The sequence below is a fragment of the Shewanella sp. Iso12 genome (assembly GCF_012030025.1).
GTDB classification, from domain to species: Bacteria; Pseudomonadota; Gammaproteobacteria; order Enterobacterales; family Shewanellaceae; genus Shewanella; species Shewanella algae.
The window spans coordinates 129,430-147,792 of record NZ_JAAUHW010000014.1; the positions used below are offsets into that span (position 1 = coordinate 129,430).

General features: G+C 54.6%; 14 protein-coding genes. 8 read left to right on the forward strand and 6 right to left on the reverse strand.

Features of this window, described 5'->3' with window-relative positions:
* Positions 1–92 precede the first annotated feature (92 nt).
* Positions 93–1,046, reverse strand: a complete 954-nt coding sequence (locus tag HCX89_RS19555) for a DUF808 domain-containing protein (RefSeq protein WP_109248931.1) — start codon at positions 1,044–1,046, stop codon at positions 93–95.
* Between the two features lie 276 nt (positions 1,047–1,322).
* Between HCX89_RS19555 and rpiA the strand changes: the two genes are divergently transcribed.
* Positions 1,323–1,979 carry a ribose-5-phosphate isomerase RpiA gene (gene rpiA / locus HCX89_RS19560; RefSeq protein WP_025008999.1) on the forward strand — a complete coding sequence of 219 codons (657 nt, stop codon included), beginning with the start codon at positions 1,323–1,325 and terminating at the stop codon, positions 1,977–1,979.
* 84 nt (positions 1,980–2,063) lie between these two features.
* Here rpiA and HCX89_RS19565 read toward each other — a convergent pair whose 3' ends face one another.
* From HCX89_RS19565 to brnQ, 5 genes are all read right to left on the reverse strand, one after another.
* Entirely contained in the window at positions 2,064–2,378 is a 315-nt protein-coding gene (locus HCX89_RS19565; protein ID WP_167717115.1) for a cupin domain-containing protein, read from the reverse strand.
* Between the two features lie 99 nt (positions 2,379–2,477).
* Positions 2,478–4,202 (reverse strand): single-stranded-DNA-specific exonuclease RecJ, encoded by a 1,725-nt coding sequence (gene recJ, locus HCX89_RS19570; RefSeq protein WP_167717117.1) that lies wholly within the window; start codon positions 4,200–4,202, stop codon positions 2,478–2,480.
* Between the two features lie 108 nt (positions 4,203–4,310).
* The gene (gene dsbC / locus HCX89_RS19575; protein ID WP_167717119.1) at positions 4,311–5,039 is read right to left on the reverse strand and encodes a bifunctional protein-disulfide isomerase/oxidoreductase DsbC; all 729 of its coding nucleotides are present in this window, start codon (positions 5,037–5,039) and stop codon (positions 4,311–4,313) included.
* Positions 5,040–5,162: 123 nt separating this feature from the next.
* Positions 5,163–6,107 (reverse strand): site-specific tyrosine recombinase XerD, encoded by a 945-nt coding sequence (gene xerD / locus HCX89_RS19580; protein ID WP_082052670.1) that lies wholly within the window; start codon positions 6,105–6,107, stop codon positions 5,163–5,165.
* Between the two features lie 36 nt (positions 6,108–6,143).
* Positions 6,144–7,541 carry a branched-chain amino acid transport system II carrier protein gene (brnQ, locus tag HCX89_RS19585; protein WP_099049568.1) on the reverse strand — a complete coding sequence of 466 codons (1,398 nt, stop codon included), beginning with the start codon at positions 7,539–7,541 and terminating at the stop codon, positions 6,144–6,146.
* Between the two features lie 588 nt (positions 7,542–8,129).
* Between brnQ and HCX89_RS19590 the strand changes: the two genes are divergently transcribed.
* From HCX89_RS19590 to HCX89_RS19620, 7 genes are all read left to right on the forward strand, one after another.
* The gene (locus tag HCX89_RS19590; RefSeq protein WP_096140944.1) at positions 8,130–8,861 is read left to right on the forward strand and encodes a tRNA1(Val) (adenine(37)-N6)-methyltransferase; all 732 of its coding nucleotides are present in this window, start codon (positions 8,130–8,132) and stop codon (positions 8,859–8,861) included.
* A 107-nt stretch (positions 8,862–8,968) separates the two neighbouring features.
* A complete protein-coding gene (gene srmB / locus HCX89_RS19595) occupies positions 8,969–10,195 on the forward strand; it encodes an ATP-dependent RNA helicase SrmB (protein ID WP_045283068.1) in 1,227 nt (408 codons plus the stop codon).
* Positions 10,196–10,376: 181 nt separating this feature from the next.
* Entirely contained in the window at positions 10,377–11,588 is a 1,212-nt protein-coding gene (locus tag HCX89_RS19600) for an efflux RND transporter periplasmic adaptor subunit (protein ID WP_025889338.1), read from the forward strand.
* On the forward strand, positions 11,588–14,737 hold the full coding sequence (locus tag HCX89_RS19605) for an efflux RND transporter permease subunit (RefSeq protein WP_144134202.1): 3,150 nt from the start codon (positions 11,588–11,590) through the stop codon (positions 14,735–14,737). The genes HCX89_RS19600 and HCX89_RS19605 overlap by 1 nt, the downstream gene beginning before the upstream one ends.
* A gap of 170 nt (positions 14,738–14,907) precedes the next feature.
* Positions 14,908–15,525, forward strand: a complete 618-nt coding sequence (locus HCX89_RS19610) for a TatD family nuclease-associated radical SAM protein (RefSeq protein ID WP_045282991.1) — start codon at positions 14,908–14,910, stop codon at positions 15,523–15,525.
* Positions 15,526–15,704: 179 nt separating this feature from the next.
* Entirely contained in the window at positions 15,705–17,924 is a 2,220-nt protein-coding gene (locus HCX89_RS19615; protein WP_025008993.1) for a PAS domain-containing protein, read from the forward strand.
* A 79-nt stretch (positions 17,925–18,003) separates the two neighbouring features.
* On the forward strand, positions 18,004–18,339 hold the full coding sequence (locus HCX89_RS19620) for a hypothetical protein (RefSeq protein WP_144191242.1): 336 nt from the start codon (positions 18,004–18,006) through the stop codon (positions 18,337–18,339).
* Positions 18,340–18,363 lie beyond the last annotated feature (24 nt).

Below are 18,363 nucleotides of genomic sequence, written 5' to 3' on the forward strand. Positions count from 1 at the left end.
CAAACACAAAAAACGCGGCTCAAGAGCCGCGTTTTTTAATCCAATTCAAGCCAATGTCTTTTTAGCTTTGATCTTTTATTGGCTTGGCACGTTTAGTGGCTTTCGCTCTTGCCTCTCAAACGCTCCACCATACTCATCAAGGCCACGGCGATGGCACCGGCCACAATGCCGAACAGGGCGTTGAGCAAGGTAGGTGTCAGCGCTGCCAACACAGGGCCGGCCACAGCCAGAGAGCTTACCCAGTTGGCGGCATGGGTTATCTGCTCACTGACCCAATGCAGGCCATGGGTGAGAATGCCGCCACCTACCATAAACATGGCGGCGGTGCCCACTATGGTAAGCAGCTTCATCAGTTTGGGGGCAGCACTGACCAGCATAAGCCCAATACGCCTGAGGTTGTGGGCCCAAAAACCCTCGCCTCTACGTCTTGAGAGATACAGCCCGGCGTCATCCAGCTTAACGATACCGGCCACCAAGCCGTAAACCCCGATAGTCATTACCACGGCAATGATAGACAGAGTGGCCAACTGGGTCATAAAGGCTTTTTCCGCCACAATCCCCAAGGTGATGGCGATGATTTCTGCCGATAACACGAAGTCGGTACGTATTGCGCCTTTGACTTTCTGCGCTTCCCAGGCGCGAATATCCTCGACCTCTTTCATCGCGGCCTCGGCGGCGGCTTCATCATCTGTTTCGGCAGAAGCCTTGCTGTGACTGGCCTTGTGCCAGAGTTTTTCAAAGCCTTCAAAGCAGAGAAACAAGCCACCGAACATCAACAGAGGTGTAACTGCCCAGGGAATAAAGGCGCTGATCAGCAAGGCTGCCGGCACCAAAATAAGTTTGTTGCGAAAAGAGCCCTTGGCAACGGCCCATACCACGGGCAGCTCCCGCTCGGCGCTGATCCCTGTTACCTGCTGCGCATTCAGCGCCAGATCGTCCCCCAATACCCCGGCGGTTTTCTTGGCGGCAACCTTACTCATTACCGCCACATCATCCAGGATGGTGGCAATATCATCCAATAGAGTCAGTAGACTCGCTCCAGCCATTTAAATCTCCTTAAACCAGGTCAATTTTGCGCTCTAAATAGGTTCGGTATGCGACATATTCAAGCGGCACCTGTGCACTTTTTCAGCGCAGTACTGCCACATCAGCCTGGCCGTATAGTAGCGCAGGGGCGCAGGCGGGCGCAGTAAAAAGTTCTTAACTTATGTTGCACTTCAAGAACTATTCTTCCGGACAAGATTGAGCGGCACTTTTCACAACAACTCGGAGTATACTAGGGCAAGTTCAAGTAAATTTGTCAGAATCAACAGGATGGCATTATGACCCAAGATGAAATGAAGAAAGCGGCCGGTTGGGCAGCGCTGGAATATGTCGAGAAAGACAGCATAGTTGGCGTGGGCACCGGCTCTACCGTCAATCACTTTATCGATGCTCTGGCTACGATAAAGGCCGATATTGAAGGCGCGGTTTCCAGCTCTGAAGCCTCCACCGCCAAGCTCAAACAGTTGGGGATCCCTGTGTTTGATCTCAATTCGGTAGACAAGTTGTCTGTGTATGTCGATGGCGCCGATGAGATCAACGGCCACATGGACATGATCAAGGGTGGCGGCGCCGCACTGACCCGGGAAAAGATAGTTGCGGCCGTGGCCGACAAGTTTATCTGTATCGTCGATAACACCAAGCAGGTCGATGTGCTGGGCAACTTCCCGCTACCGGTGGAAGTGATCCCTATGGCCCGCTCCTACGTGGCCCGTGAGCTGGTGAAGCTGGGTGGCGATCCTGTCTATCGTGAAGGTGTGGTAACAGATAACGGCAACGTCATTCTGGATGTCTACAACCTGAAGATACTGAACCCCAAAGAGCTGGAAGTGCAGATTAATGCCATAGTGGGCGTAGTGACCAATGGTCTGTTCGCCAACCGTGGCGCCGATGTGCTTCTGGTGGGCACCCCAGAAGGGGTTAAAACCATCAAGTAGGCCTTAAATCTTAAATGCCAAAAGCCGCCAGCAGGCGGCTTTTTTGTGGGAAATTGAGCGGATTGCAGAGCAAGAACCGTCGGCTCAAGAGTAAAAAATGGCCAACCAGACGCTAGTTTGATCCTCGGCGGTCCAACTGACTCTGTGGCGTACATGAGCGGGGATATTGAGCCAGTCCCCCGGGTTCAGGCTCACTTCTGAATCATCTTCATATTGCAGCCGGGCAGCGCCCTGCAGCAGCAATACCCATTCATGCTGCGCTTGATCGTACCATTGCCCTTCGGGTGTCACCTGACCGTGGGACAGAATGCGCTCAATTTTAAGATCCGGCGTGGCCAAAAGCGCGTCAAACTGCTCGGCATCAAGCTGCTTGGGTAAGTTGGCAAACAGATTGTTCATCTTGCTCTCCTGCGACATATGACCCGTTACTCAGCCTATCCCTATCTTAAATAGACTCCCGGCTTGCACTTGGTTTTACTGCCAGTTTTACTGCTTGCTTCACAGGGGCTCCAGCTGCTCGACCAGCAACTGCAGGTTACTGTTGCCGCGAAACTCGTTCACATCCAGCTTATACAGCAGATGCACATGATTGATGCTGGCATCAGGCCAGGTCTTGAGATCCACATTGAAGGCGATGGCATCGGCCATGATCCGGCCGCATTCGGTCTCCAGCACCAGTTTAAGGTGTTTCTCTGCCACCAGTCTCTGCTGCAAAATTCTGAAATGGCCGTCAAATAGCGGCTCGGGGAAGGCCTGGCCCCAGGGACCGGCATCTCTAAGCAGCTGCGCCGTATCCAGGGTAAAACACTCAAGCGGCAATTCACCGTCGGAGAACAGCTCGCCATTGAGATCTTCCAAGGTCAGCAGCTCACGGACACAGGTGTCAAAGGCCTCGGCAAACTGCTCGAAGGCATCCTTACGCAAAGAGAGCCCGGCGGCCATGGCATGACCACCGAACTTGAGGATCATCCCGGGATGGCGGGCATTGATAAGCTCCAGCAGATCGCGCATATGCAGCCCCTTGATGGAGCGGGCCGAGCCCTTGATTTCAGTGTCGCTGGCTTCAGCAAAGGCGATTACCGGGCGGTGGAACCTGTCTTTGATCCGGGAAGCCAGAATACCTATCACCCCCTGATGCCAGTCCGGCTGATACAGGGCAATACCCCAGGGCTGTTCACTCTCTTTGAGCTGCAGTGCCTCCAGGCTCTTCATCGCTTCTTGCTGCATGCCGGTTTCCAGCTCACGGCGCTCGGCGTTGAGGCCATCAAGCTCGGCCGCCATCCTTCTTGCCTTGAGCATGTCATCACACAGGAGAGTTTCAACCCCGAGCGCCATTTCATCCAGCCTTCCGGCGGCGTTGAGTCTGGGGCCAACCGCAAAGCCGAAATCGGCGGCCACCAAACGCGCCGGATTGCGGCGGGCCACCTCCAGCAAGGCGGTGATCCCCGGGCGACAGGCGCCGTTTCGCACCCGCTTGATACCGGCATCCACCAAAATACGGTTGTTGGCATCGAGCGACACCACATCGGCCACAGTGCCCAGAGCCACCAAGTCCAGTAATACCCCCAGATTGGGCTCGGCCAGCGAGTGTTTGGCGAACCAGTGACGTTTTCTCAGCTCAGCCCGCAGTGCCAACATCAGATAGAAAGCCACCCCGACCCCGGCAATCGACTTGGAAGCAAAGCTGCAACCGGGTTGATTGGGGTTAATGATGGCATCTGCCTCTGGTAATTCATTGCCCGGCAAATGGTGATCTGTAATAACAACCGTCATCCCCAGCGCCTTGGCGGCCCTGACGCCTTCGATGGATGAGATACCGTTATCGACAGTGATCAGTAACTCGGCGCCCTTGCTGTGCGCCACCGCCACTATTTCAGGGCTGAGGCCATAGCCATAATCGAAGCGATTGGGGATCAGATAATCACAGTTTTCCATTCCCATCATTCTGAGCGCCAACAGACACACACTGGTAGAGGTGGCACCATCGGCATCGAAATCACCCATGATCAGAATGCGGCGATTGGCGGCGATGGCATCGGCCACCAACTCGGCACCTTGCTGCAAACCCAGCATGGTATCCGGCCTGAGCAGACGATTGAGCACCAGTTCGCACTCGGGAGCCTGAACGCCGCGACTGGCGTAAATCTGTTTTAAGAGCGGATGCAGATTAGCGGGTAAATGGCTGTCGTCCACCCTGGGACGACGGACGATTTTGTGGATCACTATGGGCTATTCTTGAAAATGGCTTTGCCGGGCAAGATAACAAAAAGGCGAGTGGGTTGCTCGCCTTTTTGAGTGAGATTTTTCGATTGAGCGCTGCCGCTATTGAGATTAAAGGCTACGACTCTCAAGGTTGTTCAACAGATCTTTCGGTGGCTGATAACCCGGGATCAGGCTGCCATCTTCGAGGATCAACGCAGGAGTACCATTGATACCAAAACTCATCCCCAGTTGATACTGCCCCGGGATATTGGCATCACACTTGGCCATCTTGATACTCTTGCCGGCCTTGGCGTCATCCATGGCCTTATGAGGGTCTTTGGCACACCAAACCGCTTCCATCTCTTCGGCGTTGGGTGAAGGCACGCCCTGACGGGGATAGGCCAGATAGCGCACTGTTATCCCAAGGTCGTTGTATTCCTGCATCTGGTTATGGAGCTTACGGCAATAACCACAGGTGATATCGGTAAAGACAGTCACCACATGCTTTTCGTTCTTGGCCTTGTAGACCAGCATCTTGTCTTCGAAGGACTTGAGCATCTCGAGTCTTGGGCCTGCAAGCGCCACCTCGGTGAGGTTTTTCATCCCTTGATTCAGATCATAGAGGTTGCCATGCAGCAGCTTGGAACCATCTTTACTGACATAGAGCACGCCGCGGTTGGTGATTGCCTGATACAGGCCTGGGATAGGTGAATCTGCCATAGAGATCACTTCAATACCCAAGGTGTCACTGAGCTTTTGCTTCAGCTGATCACCCGGTTCGGAAGCCGCAGAGGCAACACCGACAAAGGGTGTAACCGCCAGCGCCAGACACAGAGAGAATGCACGGGTTAACTTCATTGGAAATCCTATCTTATTTGGGCCTGATTGGTTTTTTTCGTCTCTCATCAGACCGGGCCAGAGGCTGAAAAGTTACAGGCTGTTGTCAGTGAAAGCAACTAATTGCGTGCCAGATCACCGAATTCAGCCTCTTGGATGATGCTGCTGATGCAGCGATTGCAACCTGGCATTGGCCACATGGGTATAAATTTGGGTGGTGGACAGCGAGCTGTGGCCCAACAGTAACTGCACTACCCGCAAGTCAGCGCCATGGTTGAGCAAATGAGTGGCAAAGGCGTGTCTCAAAGTATGGGGCGACAGCTCGGTGCTGATACCGGCCCGCAACGCATAAAGCTTGATCCTGTGCCAGAAGGTTTGCCGGGTCATCATCTGGGCGCGCTTGGAGGGAAACACCACATCACTCTGTTTACCGCCGAGCAGCTCGGCGCGCGCCAGCTTGAGGAAAGACTCGATTTCGCTGACGGCGACCTCGCCCATGGGCACCAAGCGCTCCTTGCCGCCTTTACCCGTGATCCGTACCAGGCCCTGACGCAGACTCATCTGCTCCAGCGTCAACCCCACCAGTTCACTGACCCTGAGTCCGGTGGCGTATAACAGCTCAAGCATCGCCTTGTCTCTGGCTTCGACCGGGTCTTCCCGTATGGGCTCAGCCAGCAAGGCATCCACCTCGGCCTCGCTGAGACTACCGGGCAATTTGCGCTTGAGCTTGGTGGACGCGATACGCGCCATGGGATCTTCCGCTATCAGTTGCCGACGCAGCAAAAAACCATAAAAGCGCCGCAAGCTACTCTTTAACCTGGCGCTGCTGCTCTGGGCAACCCCTTTATCGACACGAAAACCGAGGTAATCCTGCACCGCTTCGCGCCCGGCAGAGTTGAGTGTCAGCCCTCTTCCCTGCAAGTACTGATCAAAATGGCGCAGGTCATTGCGATAGGCCGCCAATGTGTTGTCGCTCAGGCCCTTACTGGACCAAAGGTCATCGAGAAAACCTTCAATCAAGGGGTCCTGAACATAAGCGGATGAAGAAGTCGCGGCCACAAACAATACTCCAATAAAAAACGGCGTCATCAAGGATAACGCCGTCTCGAAATGGACTCCAGTAACTCAGACAGCCTGCGCCGCCTTGGGGCTGACAAACAAACAGATAATCATCACTGTCAGGGTGGGTGGCAGCCAGGCCATGCCCTCTTCGTAGAGAGGCAACGCCGACATCACAGGGGCCAGGCTTTCAACACCGGAAACAAATGCCAGCAGCAAACTGTTGGGCTCGGCCACTTGGGTCAGCGGCTTGAGTGAAGCCACTGTCACCTTAAGAGCATCAAAAATCCCGAAGAACAAGGCCACCGACAGCGCAAGTCTGTGGGCAAATTTCGGATTGCGGAAATAAGGCGTCAGGAAGGTCACCAACACCAAAGCGATAGCCACAGGGTAGATGGTCATCAGCACAGGAATACTGATAGCCAACAGCTGGGTCAGGCCTACGTTGGCCACCACGGCACAGATCACGCTGAACAGCACCACCAGAAAGCGATAAGTGGCGCCCGGGATCAACTCCTGGAAGAAGTCGGAGCAGGCACTCACCAGCCCCACAGCCGTGGTCAAACAGGCCAGAGTCACAACAGTGGACAACAGGATAATGCCCATATCACCGAATTCGTGAGTCACATAGTTGGTGAGGATTTGGCCACCGCTCTCGGCGCCCTTGGCCATATCACCTGCGGTTGCACCGAGGAAGAACAGCGACACATACACAAATGCCAGACCAGCGGCGGCTACCAGCGCAGCGCGCACCAGATAGCGGGTCTGCAAGCCAGGCTCAGACACGCCCTTGTTGCGCAAAATATCGATAATCAGCATACCGAACATCAAGGATGCCAGGGTATCCATGGTGTTGTAGCCTTCGATAATGCCTTTGGTCAGTGGGTGCTTGATATAGTCACCACTGGCGGCCGGTACTTCGCTGCCGGGCAGCAAGATAACGGACACTGCCAGCCCCATCAGCAGCAGAATCAGCACTGGGGTCAATACCTTGCCTATGCTATCCATCAGTTTGCCGGGAAACAGTGCCAGCAGCATGGTCACCAAAAAGAATCCCAGAGTGTAGAGCAACTGAGGCTTGTTCAGCTCAAGCCCGAGAATGTTCACTACCGATGCAGGGTCTTGAATAAAAGGCAGCGCGCCAATCTCATAGGCCACCAGACCGGTACGAGGCGCCGCGAATGCTGGGCCAATAATGATATAGATAGCGACTGCCAGAGCGGTCGCGGCAAAGGCCGGCAACAGCTTCATCACCTTGCCCTGCGCCTTGGCCACAGCTATCAAACCGGCCAGCGGCAAACCCACGGCGGTAATCAAAAAGCCAATCATGGCCATTGGCATGTTTTCGCCGGCCAACTGCCCGGCAAAAGGAGGAAAAATCAGGTTGCCCGCCCCCAGGAAAAACGCAAAGGTCATGAATCCCAGGCCCAGGGTGTCACCAAGTGTCAATTGAGTCTTGTGCACTGTATGCCCCATCTTGTTATGTTTTTCTAATAAACTTAAGTGATTGCAACATTTTTAGCTATAGCTGAAATAATAGCCGTCGCGCTCGCCCTACTCGAGTGTAAAGCCTTTATTACAGATATCCGTGGTAAATTTGGCCTATTCTTGGCGAGTTTATGAACAAATGGCAGGGGGTTTTCGCTGCTTTGCTTATCCTAAAACTGTTTTACCTTGATCTAATTCGCAGAATGCCGCGAATTAAGGGGGAACACTAATACCAGACCCTCTTAAAGTGCGCAACAAGCCAACCAAACAGCAGCCTAAAAACACAACAGATGCAAAACTCAGGATGAGAAAAAGTTGTCCAAGGTCACACCCAGCCCCAATTGAGGCAACAGGCGTAGCATTTTGCAAACATTTGTCGACTCCCCAACGCCCTTGCTGGTACGACCTTTAACACTTGTCCAGCATCACCAGCCTAAAGTTAGCAGCATCCCCTGCCAAAGTATGAACCAGACCGAAACAAAACGGCGCCAAAGCCTTGGCGAATGATGACTCTTTCGGGATAAAATCCCCGCCAAGCATTATGCTTGGGAGGTTGAGCACTCAATGGCATTCAGTTTCAAGGCATTTCATATCGAAGATTACGGTTGCGGTATGCCGGTCAGTACAGATGGGGTGCTCTTGGGCGCTTGGGCGCCATTAACCGGGGCCCAGCGGGTGCTGGACATAGGGGCCGGCAGCGGCTTACTGAGTCTGATGGCGGCGCAGCGCAGTGAGGCAGAGATACTGGCGGTTGAGCTCGACAGCAGCGCGGCCCATGCAAGCCGTGCCAACTTCAAGGCTTCGCCCTGGGCGAGCAGACTCGCTTTGTATCAAGGCTCAATTCAGGCCTATTGCGATGAGCATGCCTTGATAGACTCAGCGCTGTTCGACCATATACTTTGCAACCCACCCTATTTCGAAACCGGCCCACGCTCGGATGACCCCAAACGAGCCATAGCGAGACACACAGAGCATCTGAACTTTGACGAACTGTGTGTGGCGATAAAGCAATTACTCAAGCCACAGGGACAGGCGAGCCTTATTCTGCCGGTTCAGAGCCTGGACAGATTTGCGTGCGCCGCAATAAAGGCAGGCTTGCGACTGGCCGCTCGGGTCAGTGTCAGCAGCACGCCTCAAAAGCCCAGTAACCGAGAGTTACTGCTGCTTGAACATGCCAAGGAAGGCGAAGCGGTTGCCGCGCCAAAAGCTCATTCCTCCCTCTATATAAGAGAAGCCGACGGCCGCTATTCGGAGGCCATGGCACAACTGACCCGGGATTTTTACCTGAAACTCTAAGCCGTTGCCGGTTGCAAGGGACTTATTCTCAGCTTCCCAAGCGACAAGCTGTGCACGGCAACCCAGACAAGGTATACTCCCGCGCATTATTGTTTGAGATGCTCCCCATGCTATTTGAAGATTTCGATCTGGACCACAGGCTTTTGGATTCACTGAAAGCCATGGGCCACAAGACCCCGACCAGTATTCAGCAATTGGCTCTGCCTTTGGCGCTGGAGCAACGGGATATTCTTGCCCATGCCCCGACCGGCACAGGTAAGACCGCCAGTTTCCTGCTGCCGGCACTGCAACATCTGATTGACTTCCCCCGCCGTCGTCCCGGCCAGGCCAGAGTACTGGTGTTGACCCCGACCCGCGAGCTGGCCAGTCAGGTTCACAGATATGCCTGTCATCTGGCGACCGGTCTTGGGCTGGAGATTGGCATAATCACAGGCGGTGTCCCTTACGCCCCACAGGAAGAAACCCTGGCCGGTAACCTGGATATTCTGGTGGCGACCCCGGGCCGCCTGCTCGAATATCTTGAGAAGCGCAAGTTTGAAGCCACCGAAGTGGAACTGCTTATCATAGATGAAGCCGACCGCATGCTGGATATGGGCTTCTCCCAGGTTGTGCAGACCATAGCCATAGAAGCGCAGGGACGAAAGCAGAACATGCTGTTCTCCGCCACACTGGAAGGCAGCGGCGTTCGCCGTTTTGCCACTGAGTTGCTCAACGATCCTGTGTTGGTGGAGGCCGAACCGCCACGCAGCGAGAAAGCCAAGATCCATCAATGGATCCACCTGGCCGACAACAAGGAGCACAAGTTCGCTCTCTTGTGTCACCTGCTCAATCAGGAAGAAACCAAGCGCGCCATCGTCTTTTGCAAGACCCGCGAAGTGGTCAGCAGCCTCGAAGGTTTGTTGCTGCAGGCCGGGATCCCGGCCGCCTTTATGCGCGGCGATATGGAGCAAAAGAAGCGTTTCCAGGCTCTGGGTCGTTTCACCAAGGGGGAAGTCAAAGTGCTGCTGGCTACCGATGTCGCCGCTCGCGGCATAGATATCGAAGGCATCACCCATGTGATTAACTATGATATGCCCCGCTCTGCCGATGCCTATGTGCACAGAATAGGCCGCACCGGCCGCGCCGGCGCCAAGGGCACAGCCATCTCTCTGGTGGAAGCCCATGATATGCGGATCCTCAGCAAAGTTGAGCGCTATATCGAGCAGAAGCTGAAACGGCGAGTCATCGAAGAGTTGCGCCCCAAGCACAAAGAAGCCAAGGTACCGACCAAGAAAAAGGTCAAAGCCAAGGATGCCAGTGCCAAAAACAGCAAGAAAAAGAAGAAGAAAAAATAAGCTTCGACTTAATTTCTCGTTTAAAAAGGACCTTTGGGTCCTTTTTTTGTTACCGGCCTCACAGCCCTCCCGCCGCCGACAGCTTTTGACACATTTTATTTACAAAAACACATTTATTGGCCGCTGCTTGTCTGGTAATTTAAGCTCAGATTAAGCCTCCAGCATGGATATGCAGAAGAATATGAAGACATTTTTCCGAAGAATAGCGCCGCTGCTCATCATAGTGGTCGCCGTACTCGGCGCCAAACTCCTGATGATGACCAAGCAGGAGCCGGAGCAAAAAGCGGAAGAGATCCCGCTGCCTGTGGTCGACGTGACTCAGGTCGAACAACAGACAATGTCACTCAACCTGCCCTCTTACGGCACTGTGACTCCCAAGTACAAGACTCAGCTGGTCAGTGAAGTTCAGGGCCGTATCCTCAGCATAGCCCCGGCCTTTGTGGCCGGTGGCGTGGTGCATCAAGGCGATGAGCTGGCGGTGATAGAACCTTCTGACTATGAGGCCGACCTGATGCAGGCCCAGGCGACCCTGGCCCAGGCCAAGGCAGCATTGGATGAAGAAATCGCTCGCGGCGAAGTCGCCAAGATAGAATTCAGCGGTTATGACAACGGTATGCCACCCGAGCTTGGCTTGCGGGTTCCTCAGTTGAAGAAAGAGCAAGCCAACGTCAAGTATGCCGAAGCGGCACTCGCCAGAGCCAAACGCAACCTGGAACGTACCGTTATCCGGGCACCTTTCGATGCCATAGTGCGCGCCCGCAGTGTCGATTTGGGGCAGTACGTTTCCATAGGCACCAATCTGGGTGAGCTGTACGACACGGCTGTAGCCGAAGTGCGCCTGCCGCTGGCCAACAAAGACCTGGCCTATCTGGAGTCGGTGGACAACCCTGAGACTCAGGTAACCCTGAGCGCCGCCCTGGCGGGTAAAACCGTGACCTGGACCGGCAAGGTAGTGCGCAGTGAAGGGGTGATAGATCCGGATAACCGCATGGTCTATCTGGTGGCCGAAGTGCAGGATCCTTATCTGCGAAAGCAGAAACAGACCGGCCAACTGCCGCTGAAATACGGCAGCTTTGTCAACGCCGTGATCAAGGGCCGCACCGTCGATGGCCTGGTGAAACTGCCAAGGTATATGGTGCGTAATCAGCATGTGGCCGTGGTAGACAAGGACAACAAGATAGAGATGCGTCACGTCAACGTGGTACGCACAGATCTTGAGTATATCTACATCAAAGACAGCCTCAAGGATGGCGAGCGAATCTCCAAGACCAATCTCAACAATATGACCAATGGTCAGTTGGTGCGAGTTGCCAACAGCAAAGATAAAGACGCTTCCCACAGCGAAGAGGATGAAACTCAGGAACAGCGTCTGGCTGCGGCGGGTGAACTCTGATGGAGCAGGAAAAAGGAATCATTGCCTGGTTCGCCCGCAACAATGTTGCCGCCAACCTCTTGATGTGGATCCTGCTTATCGGCGGGATCTTCAGCGCCTTTCTGATCAATAAAGAGGTCTTTCCCAGCTTCGAACTCAACTATTTGCGGATCTCAGTCGCCTACCCAGGCGCAGCGCCGCAGGAGATTGAAGAAGGGATCACCATCAAGATTGAAGAGGCGATTCAAGACATCAGCGGCATCAAGAAGGTTACCTCGGTTGCCAGCGAAGGCGTGGGCTCTGTCACCATAGAGGTGGAAGACGGCTATGATGCCAAAGAGGTGCTGGATGAGGCCAAACTCAGGGTCGATGCCATCGCGACTTTTCCGGCCAATATCGAAAAGCCGGATATCTACCGGATCAAGCCGGAAAACAACGTTATTTGGGTGTCTGTCTATGGCGACATGACACTGCACGACATGAAAGAGCTGGCCAAGGAGATCCGTGATGAGATCACCAACCTGCCGGCGGTGACCCGTGCCGAAGTGACCGGGGTGCGCGACTATGAAATCGGTATCGAAGTCTCGGAAGATAAGCTCAGAGAGTACGGCCTCACCTTCACTCAGGTGGCGCAGGCAGTACAAAACACTTCGATAGATCTGCCCGGTGGCTCAATTCGGGCTCAGGACGGTGACATACTGCTGCGCACCAAGGGCCAGGCCTACACGGGAGATGACTTTGCCAACATAGTGGTCAGCACTCGCGCCGATGGCAGCCGGGTGATGCTGCCCATGGTGGCCGAGATCAAGGATGACTTTGAGGAGCGGCTCGAGTACACCCGCTTCGACGGCATGCCGGCGGCCATCATAGAGATCACCAGCATAGACGATCAAAACGCCCTGGCGATTGCCGATCAGGTCAAAGGTTTTATTGCCGAGCGTCAGGCCACTCTACCCAGCGGCGCCAAGCTGGACTACTGGGGCGACCTGACCCACTATCTCAAGGGCCGCCTCAACATGATGCTGTCCAACATGTTTATGGGTGCCTTGCTGGTGTTCATTATCCTGGCGCTGTTTCTGGATCTGAAACTGGCCTTCTGGGTCATGCTGGGGCTGCCTGTGTGCTTCCTCGGTGCCATGGCACTGATGCCGATGGAACCTTTTGGCCTGTCTATCAACATGTTGACTCTGTTCGCCTTTATTTTGGTGCTGGGGATAGTGGTGGATGATGCCATAGTCATAGGCGAGAGTGCCCATACAGAGGTTGAGCGTCACGGCCACTCGATCACCAATGTGATCCGCGGCGCCAAGAAGGTCGCCATGCCCGCTACTTTCGGGGTGTTGACCACAATTGCCGCCTTTATCCCCATGTTGATGGTGCCAGGTCCCATGGGGATCATCTGGAAATCCATCGGCATGATAGTGATCCTCTGCCTGGCCTTCTCGCTGGTGGAGTCCAAGTTCATTCTGCCGGCGCACCTGGCGCACATGAAGCCCAGTAAACCCAATCCCAACCCTGGGCCATTTGGCCGCTTCAAGCGCGCCTTCAACGAAAAAGTGCAGCATTTTATCCACCACAGTTACCGCAACTTTATGGAGCGGATGATCCCCCACAGATATACCCTGGTGGCGGGCTTTATCGGTGTGCTTATTCTGTCGGTCGCCATGGTCACCAGTGGCAAGGTGCGCTGGGTGTTCTTCCCGGATATTCCGTCCGACTTTATCCAGGTCAATCTGGAAATGGATGAAGGCAGCTCAGAGCTCAACACCCTGGATGTGGTGCAGAAAATTGAAAATGCCCTCTACACCATGAACCAGCAGATGGAGTCCGAAATCGGCTACCCTGTGGTGAAGCACAGCTTCATCAATATGAGCAGCCGCACCTCGGCATTTATCTTTGCCGAGCTGACCAAGGGTGAAGACAGGGACGTGGACGGTGTGACCATAGCCGAGGCCTGGCGCAAACAGCTGCCGGACTTGGTGGCAGTGAAGAAACTCAATATCAATGCCAGCACCAATGATGCAGGCGGCGATATCTCTTTCCGCTTTACCTCCACCGATCTGGAACAATTGTCTGCGGCCGCCAAAGAACTGAAACAGAAGCTTGCCAGCTATGAAGGCGTTTATGATATTGCCGATAACTTCTCCTCCGGCAGCCATGAAATTCGCCTCAAGATTCGTCCCGAGGCAGAAGCGCTGGGGCTGACATTATCGGATCTGGCACGCCAGGTGCGTTATGGCTTCTATGGCTATGAGGCGCAACGAATTTTGCGCAACAAGGAAGAGGTCAAGGTAATGGTGCGTTATCCGCTGGAGCAGCGCCGCACCATAGGCCACTTGGAGAACATGATGATCCGCACGCCAAACGGCATGGCGGTGCCCTTCTCTACCGTGGCCGAACTGGAGCTGGGGGAATCTTACTCTTCCATTACCCGGGTGGATGGTCGCAGGGCGATTACCGTGACCGCCAACGCCAACAAGGATAAAGTGGAGCCCTCCAAGGTGGTGCAGGAGATCCAGGAGAAGTTTATGCCCGAACTCGAGCGTAAATATCCCCATATTTCCGCCAGTCTCGATGGTGCCAGCCAGGATGAACAGGCCGCCATGGTCGGCTTGTTACAAGGCTTCTTCTTCGCGATATTTACTATCTATGCCTTGATGGCCATTCCGCTCAAGTCCTACAGCCAGCCGCTGATCATCATGTCGGTGATCCCCTTCGGTATGATAGGTGCGCTGTTCGGTCACTTTATTCTGGGGCTGTCCATGAGCATTCTCAGTCTCTGCGGCATAGTTGCTCTGGCCGGGGTAGTGGTGAATGATTCATTGATTTTGGTGGACTTCGTCAACCGCGCCCGTGAGCAGGGCCAGTCAGTGGTTAAGGCGGCCATAGATTCGGGGTGTTATCGTTTCCGGGCGATTATCCTCACCTCGCTGACCACTTTTGTCGGCCTGGTGCCCATCATAATGGAGCGCAGCCTGCAGGCACAGATAGTGATCCCCATGGCCACCTCTCTGGCATTCGGTATTCTGTTCTCCACCCTGGTGACCCTGATCCTGGTGCCCATGCTCTATATCATTCTCGATGATCTGAGCCACAAGAGCCGAGCGTTTTATCACTGGTGGTGGCGGCCGAAAGAGGCAGAGACCCAGTTAAACGAGTCGCAACACTGAGTAAGTGATTGAAGGGAGCCCAAAGGCTCCCTTCCCTTATCAGGCAACAAATTCAACTCTACCGCATCTCGTGTGGCTCCTAAGTGGGTGTTTTCTGATCCTGCTAGCATTTTTCACTGCGGCTCTTGGTTAGACTCCAAGTTATCTCCTGCATGCCTTATTGAGTCGTTATGAGCAGCAAAGCCCAAAGCCAACCCACACTCGTCTATGACATACGCAACAGCCGCTATCTGAATATCACCGGCCGCTGCACCCTGAGATGCCGCTTCTGTCCCAAGCATAACGGCAGCAAGAGCATTCATGAGTATCAGCTGGATCTCAAGGTTCGCCCCCGCGGCAGCGATATCATTCCGCTGCTCGGCGAGGTAACTAACTTCGATGAATATGTGTTCTGCGGCTATGGTGAACCGACGCTCAATCTCGAAACCTTGCTGGAAGTGGCCCGCGAAATAAAACGCCGCGGCGGTAAGGTCAGGGTCAATACCGATGGCTTGGGTAACCTGTTTCACAGGCGCAACATATTGCCTGAGCTGGCCGAGTGCGTCGATGCCCTGTCGGTCTCACTCAATGCCGACACTGAATCAGGCTACATTAAACACTGTCGCCCACGTCTGGCTGGTTCCTGGGATGCGGTCAACGCCTTTATTCGCGAAGCTCCCCGATACATCAAGCAGGTGCAGGTATCGGCACTCGATGGCCTGGAAGGGGTGGATATCGACGCCTGTCGCAAAATAGTGGAAGACGCCGGCTGTCAATTCAAGCACAGGATCCTGGGACAGCTGGGTTAGCAAAGAGACGGCACCAAGCAGATGGACCTGTAAACCCGCGCAGGCCCCATAGGGACGTGTTCGCTGCTTCACGGGCCACAGTGTTAACTGCCCGGTGAGCGGTCGGTAACTGCCGATGCCCACTGGGTTATTTCGTGTTAACATGAGCGCAATTTTCACTCTGGAGCCAGCACAGTTCCATGTTCAAAAAGAATACCGGACTCAAAGACACACCTCTGCTTATCTCGGCTCAGGGTATTCACTGGTCCCGGCAGCGCTTGCTGGCCGTTGCCAGTCAGCTGAGCATGCTGGTGATCACTGTGATACTCATTACCAATGTGTTGATCACCTTGGGCGAGCGACGTCTGCAGGAAGAGTGGGCGGTACAAAGATACAGCGAGCTGCAAACCGTTGGTGCCCTGCTGGCCGATAAAATCTCCTTCCAGCAGTTTCGCACCCAGATGTTTGCCAAGTCAGAATATCTGCGCCAGTACCTGGATAATCCGGGACACAAAGAATATCAACGGCTGATGACGAGCTGGGACAGCCTGAAGCGCAGCACCCCAGAACTGCTGGATCTGGCGCTGTTTGATGCCGACGGCAAGTTCCGTATCGCCACCAGCAATACCTTCGGCAGCATGTCCATGCCGCCGGCACTCCTGGGCAACAAGCGCAATCTGGGGGGGCAGGAAATCTATACCTCGGCATTGGAGTTTGCCCCGATTGACGGCCGCCTCGAGCCCTACATTTACCAGTTGGCCTGGCTGGAAAATCAGGATCAGAGCGTGCGCGGTTATCTGGTCACCTACAACTCCATGTTGCAGATGCTGCAAGCGATAAAGCCCGCCTTCTCCAGTAATGCCTCACCTCTGCTGCTGTTTGACAATCAGGGCCTGCTTTATGCCGGCGCTTCGGATCTGGACCCTTTGGCCAGGCTGCCTGAAACCATGGGCAGCAGCATAAGACAGAGCTATCCGGCACTGTGGAGCAAGATGGCCAGAAGTAACTTTGGTCAATTCCACGGAGAAGACGCCACCTTCGTCTATCTCAAGGTACAACTGGCTTCGCAAAACGATACCAAGCGCGAATATCTGCTGCTTTCCTATATCCGCAATCACGACATCGCCTCCCGTTTCTTTCAGTGGCGCAACATCCTTTTGGCCTGCGCCGCCATACTGACCATTCTGGCAACCGCGGTTATTCTGCTGACCCATATGTTCCGCCTCGAACAGCGCGCCAGACAAAACAGTATCGAGTTGGCCCGCGGCCTGTTCCGCTCCAACCTGGGTTGTGTGCTGGTCAACCCCAGCGGCCGTATCGTCAGCGCCAATGCCACTGCCGCCCGCACTCTGCAACTCGAGCAGGATGAGCTGCCGGATCGCAGTTTGCAACGGATCCTGCAGCTGGAAGACGAGCTTTATTCTTCGATGAAACAACAGTTGGCGGATGCCGGCGAGTGGCGTGGCGAAGTGCAGCTCGAATCCCTGGACAACGCCCAGCTCAGATTGCATATCCGCCGCTACAACGCCAGCAGTCAAACCTATTTGCTGATCACCTTTGAAGATATCGGCGAACTGAAACAAGCCCAGCAGGAAGCCTTCCTTAGCAAGCTATTGACCGGCAGCAATGTGGCCACCGCCCTGACCACGCCCTCAGGGCAGTTGCTCAAGGTCAATGAAGCCTTTGATAAGCTGATGCAACTCAACGGTGATCTCAGCCACAGCCTGGCGGCTTTGCTGGAAAACGATCTTGGCAACCAGTGGCAGAGAATTAGCCAGCTGGTGAGCATGCAAGGCCAGTGGCAAGGGCAAATACTCTGCACCCACAGCCACGGCAGTTGCCTGCAGGCCACGCTCAAGGGCTATCTGGATGAAGATGGCGAGATTGAATATCTGGTGTGCACCCTGGAGCAGGCAACCCCAAGGGGCAAGATTGAGGCCAGTGGCGATCTGGTGCCACACCGTAGCACCATCCTAGTGAACCTCAGGGATCTGGATCGCTACTTCAAGTCCATGTCCGAAGAGGAAAAGCTACAAGCCAGTCTGCTCCTGATGGACATCAGCCCCGAGGGCATGCTCAGCCATATGAGTGATATCGGCCAGCTGGAGAACCGCCAACACGAGGTGGAGATGCAGCTGCTCAGGGATCTGCCCAACAGCTATCAGATGTCCCATTGGCAATTGGGTAAGCTGATTATCATACTACCGGAAACCGATGCCAATCAGGCGCATCACTATGCGGTCAAGGCGCTGGCCAACTTAGGCGAAAACGGCTTGGCAGAAGGGATCAGCATAGGCATAGCCGCCTATCTGCCGGGCCAGAGTCTGGAACAGTTCCTCGGTAATGCCGAAGTGGCGCTGAAACGAGCCAAGCAGACGGGTGAGCAGAATATCTGCCAGGCCTATACCCGCCAGCTCTGAGATGCAGCAGCCTTTGATACTGGAGTCAATCGGCGCTGTTTTTCATGGCGCGGGCCGCCGCATTCTACTTCAGTGACAGTTGATCTGGCTGGCCTTGATGTGTCTCTATGGCCTAAGGCCAGCAGCGATTTCCCTCAGCATCCATCAGCATGGCATCAGCTACCGCTCCTTGCTGCGGACACTGGAGCTGGACTGGCAGGATATCAGCGAATTTCATCTGTTTAATATTCAGCGAAACCCGCTAATTGGTTACTACGATTCAGATAGTTACCTGGCAAGGCTGGCACAGCGCAGCCCGCTCAGGGCCAAAGCTCGCGGGGTACTGCAATGTTTGCCCGCTAACCTTGAACGCCCGGCCGCCGAGATATGTGAGCTGTTGGATCAGGCGCTGCAACTCTCAATCCCCCAGCATTAGCTAAAAAAATCCCCGCAACTTGGC

Bases quoted from the DNA above. Each gene is read 5' to 3' on its own strand.
- HCX89_RS19610 (WP_045282991.1), top strand. From the start codon at position 14,908: ATGAGCAGCAAAGCCCAAAGCCAACCCACACTCGTCTATGACATACGC.
- srmB (WP_045283068.1), top strand. From the start codon at position 8,969: ATGCTATTTGAAGATTTCGATCTGGACCACAGGCTTTTGGATTCACTG.
- rpiA (WP_025008999.1), top strand. From the start codon at position 1,323: ATGACCCAAGATGAAATGAAGAAAGCGGCCGGTTGGGCAGCGCTGGAA.
- HCX89_RS19615 (WP_025008993.1), top strand. From the start codon at position 15,705: ATGTTCAAAAAGAATACCGGACTCAAAGACACACCTCTGCTTATCTCG.
- HCX89_RS19590 (WP_096140944.1), top strand. From the start codon at position 8,130: ATGGCATTCAGTTTCAAGGCATTTCATATCGAAGATTACGGTTGCGGT.
- dsbC (WP_167717119.1), bottom strand. From the start codon at position 5,039: ATGAAGTTAACCCGTGCATTCTCTCTGTGTCTGGCGCTGGCGGTTACA.
- HCX89_RS19600 (WP_025889338.1), top strand. From the start codon at position 10,377: ATGAAGACATTTTTCCGAAGAATAGCGCCGCTGCTCATCATAGTGGTC.
- HCX89_RS19605 (WP_144134202.1), top strand. From the start codon at position 11,588: ATGGAGCAGGAAAAAGGAATCATTGCCTGGTTCGCCCGCAACAATGTT.
- HCX89_RS19555 (WP_109248931.1), bottom strand. From the start codon at position 1,046: ATGGCTGGAGCGAGTCTACTGACTCTATTGGATGATATTGCCACCATC.
- xerD (WP_082052670.1), bottom strand. From the start codon at position 6,107: ATGACGCCGTTTTTTATTGGAGTATTGTTTGTGGCCGCGACTTCTTCA.
- HCX89_RS19565 (WP_167717115.1), bottom strand. From the start codon at position 2,378: ATGAACAATCTGTTTGCCAACTTACCCAAGCAGCTTGATGCCGAGCAG.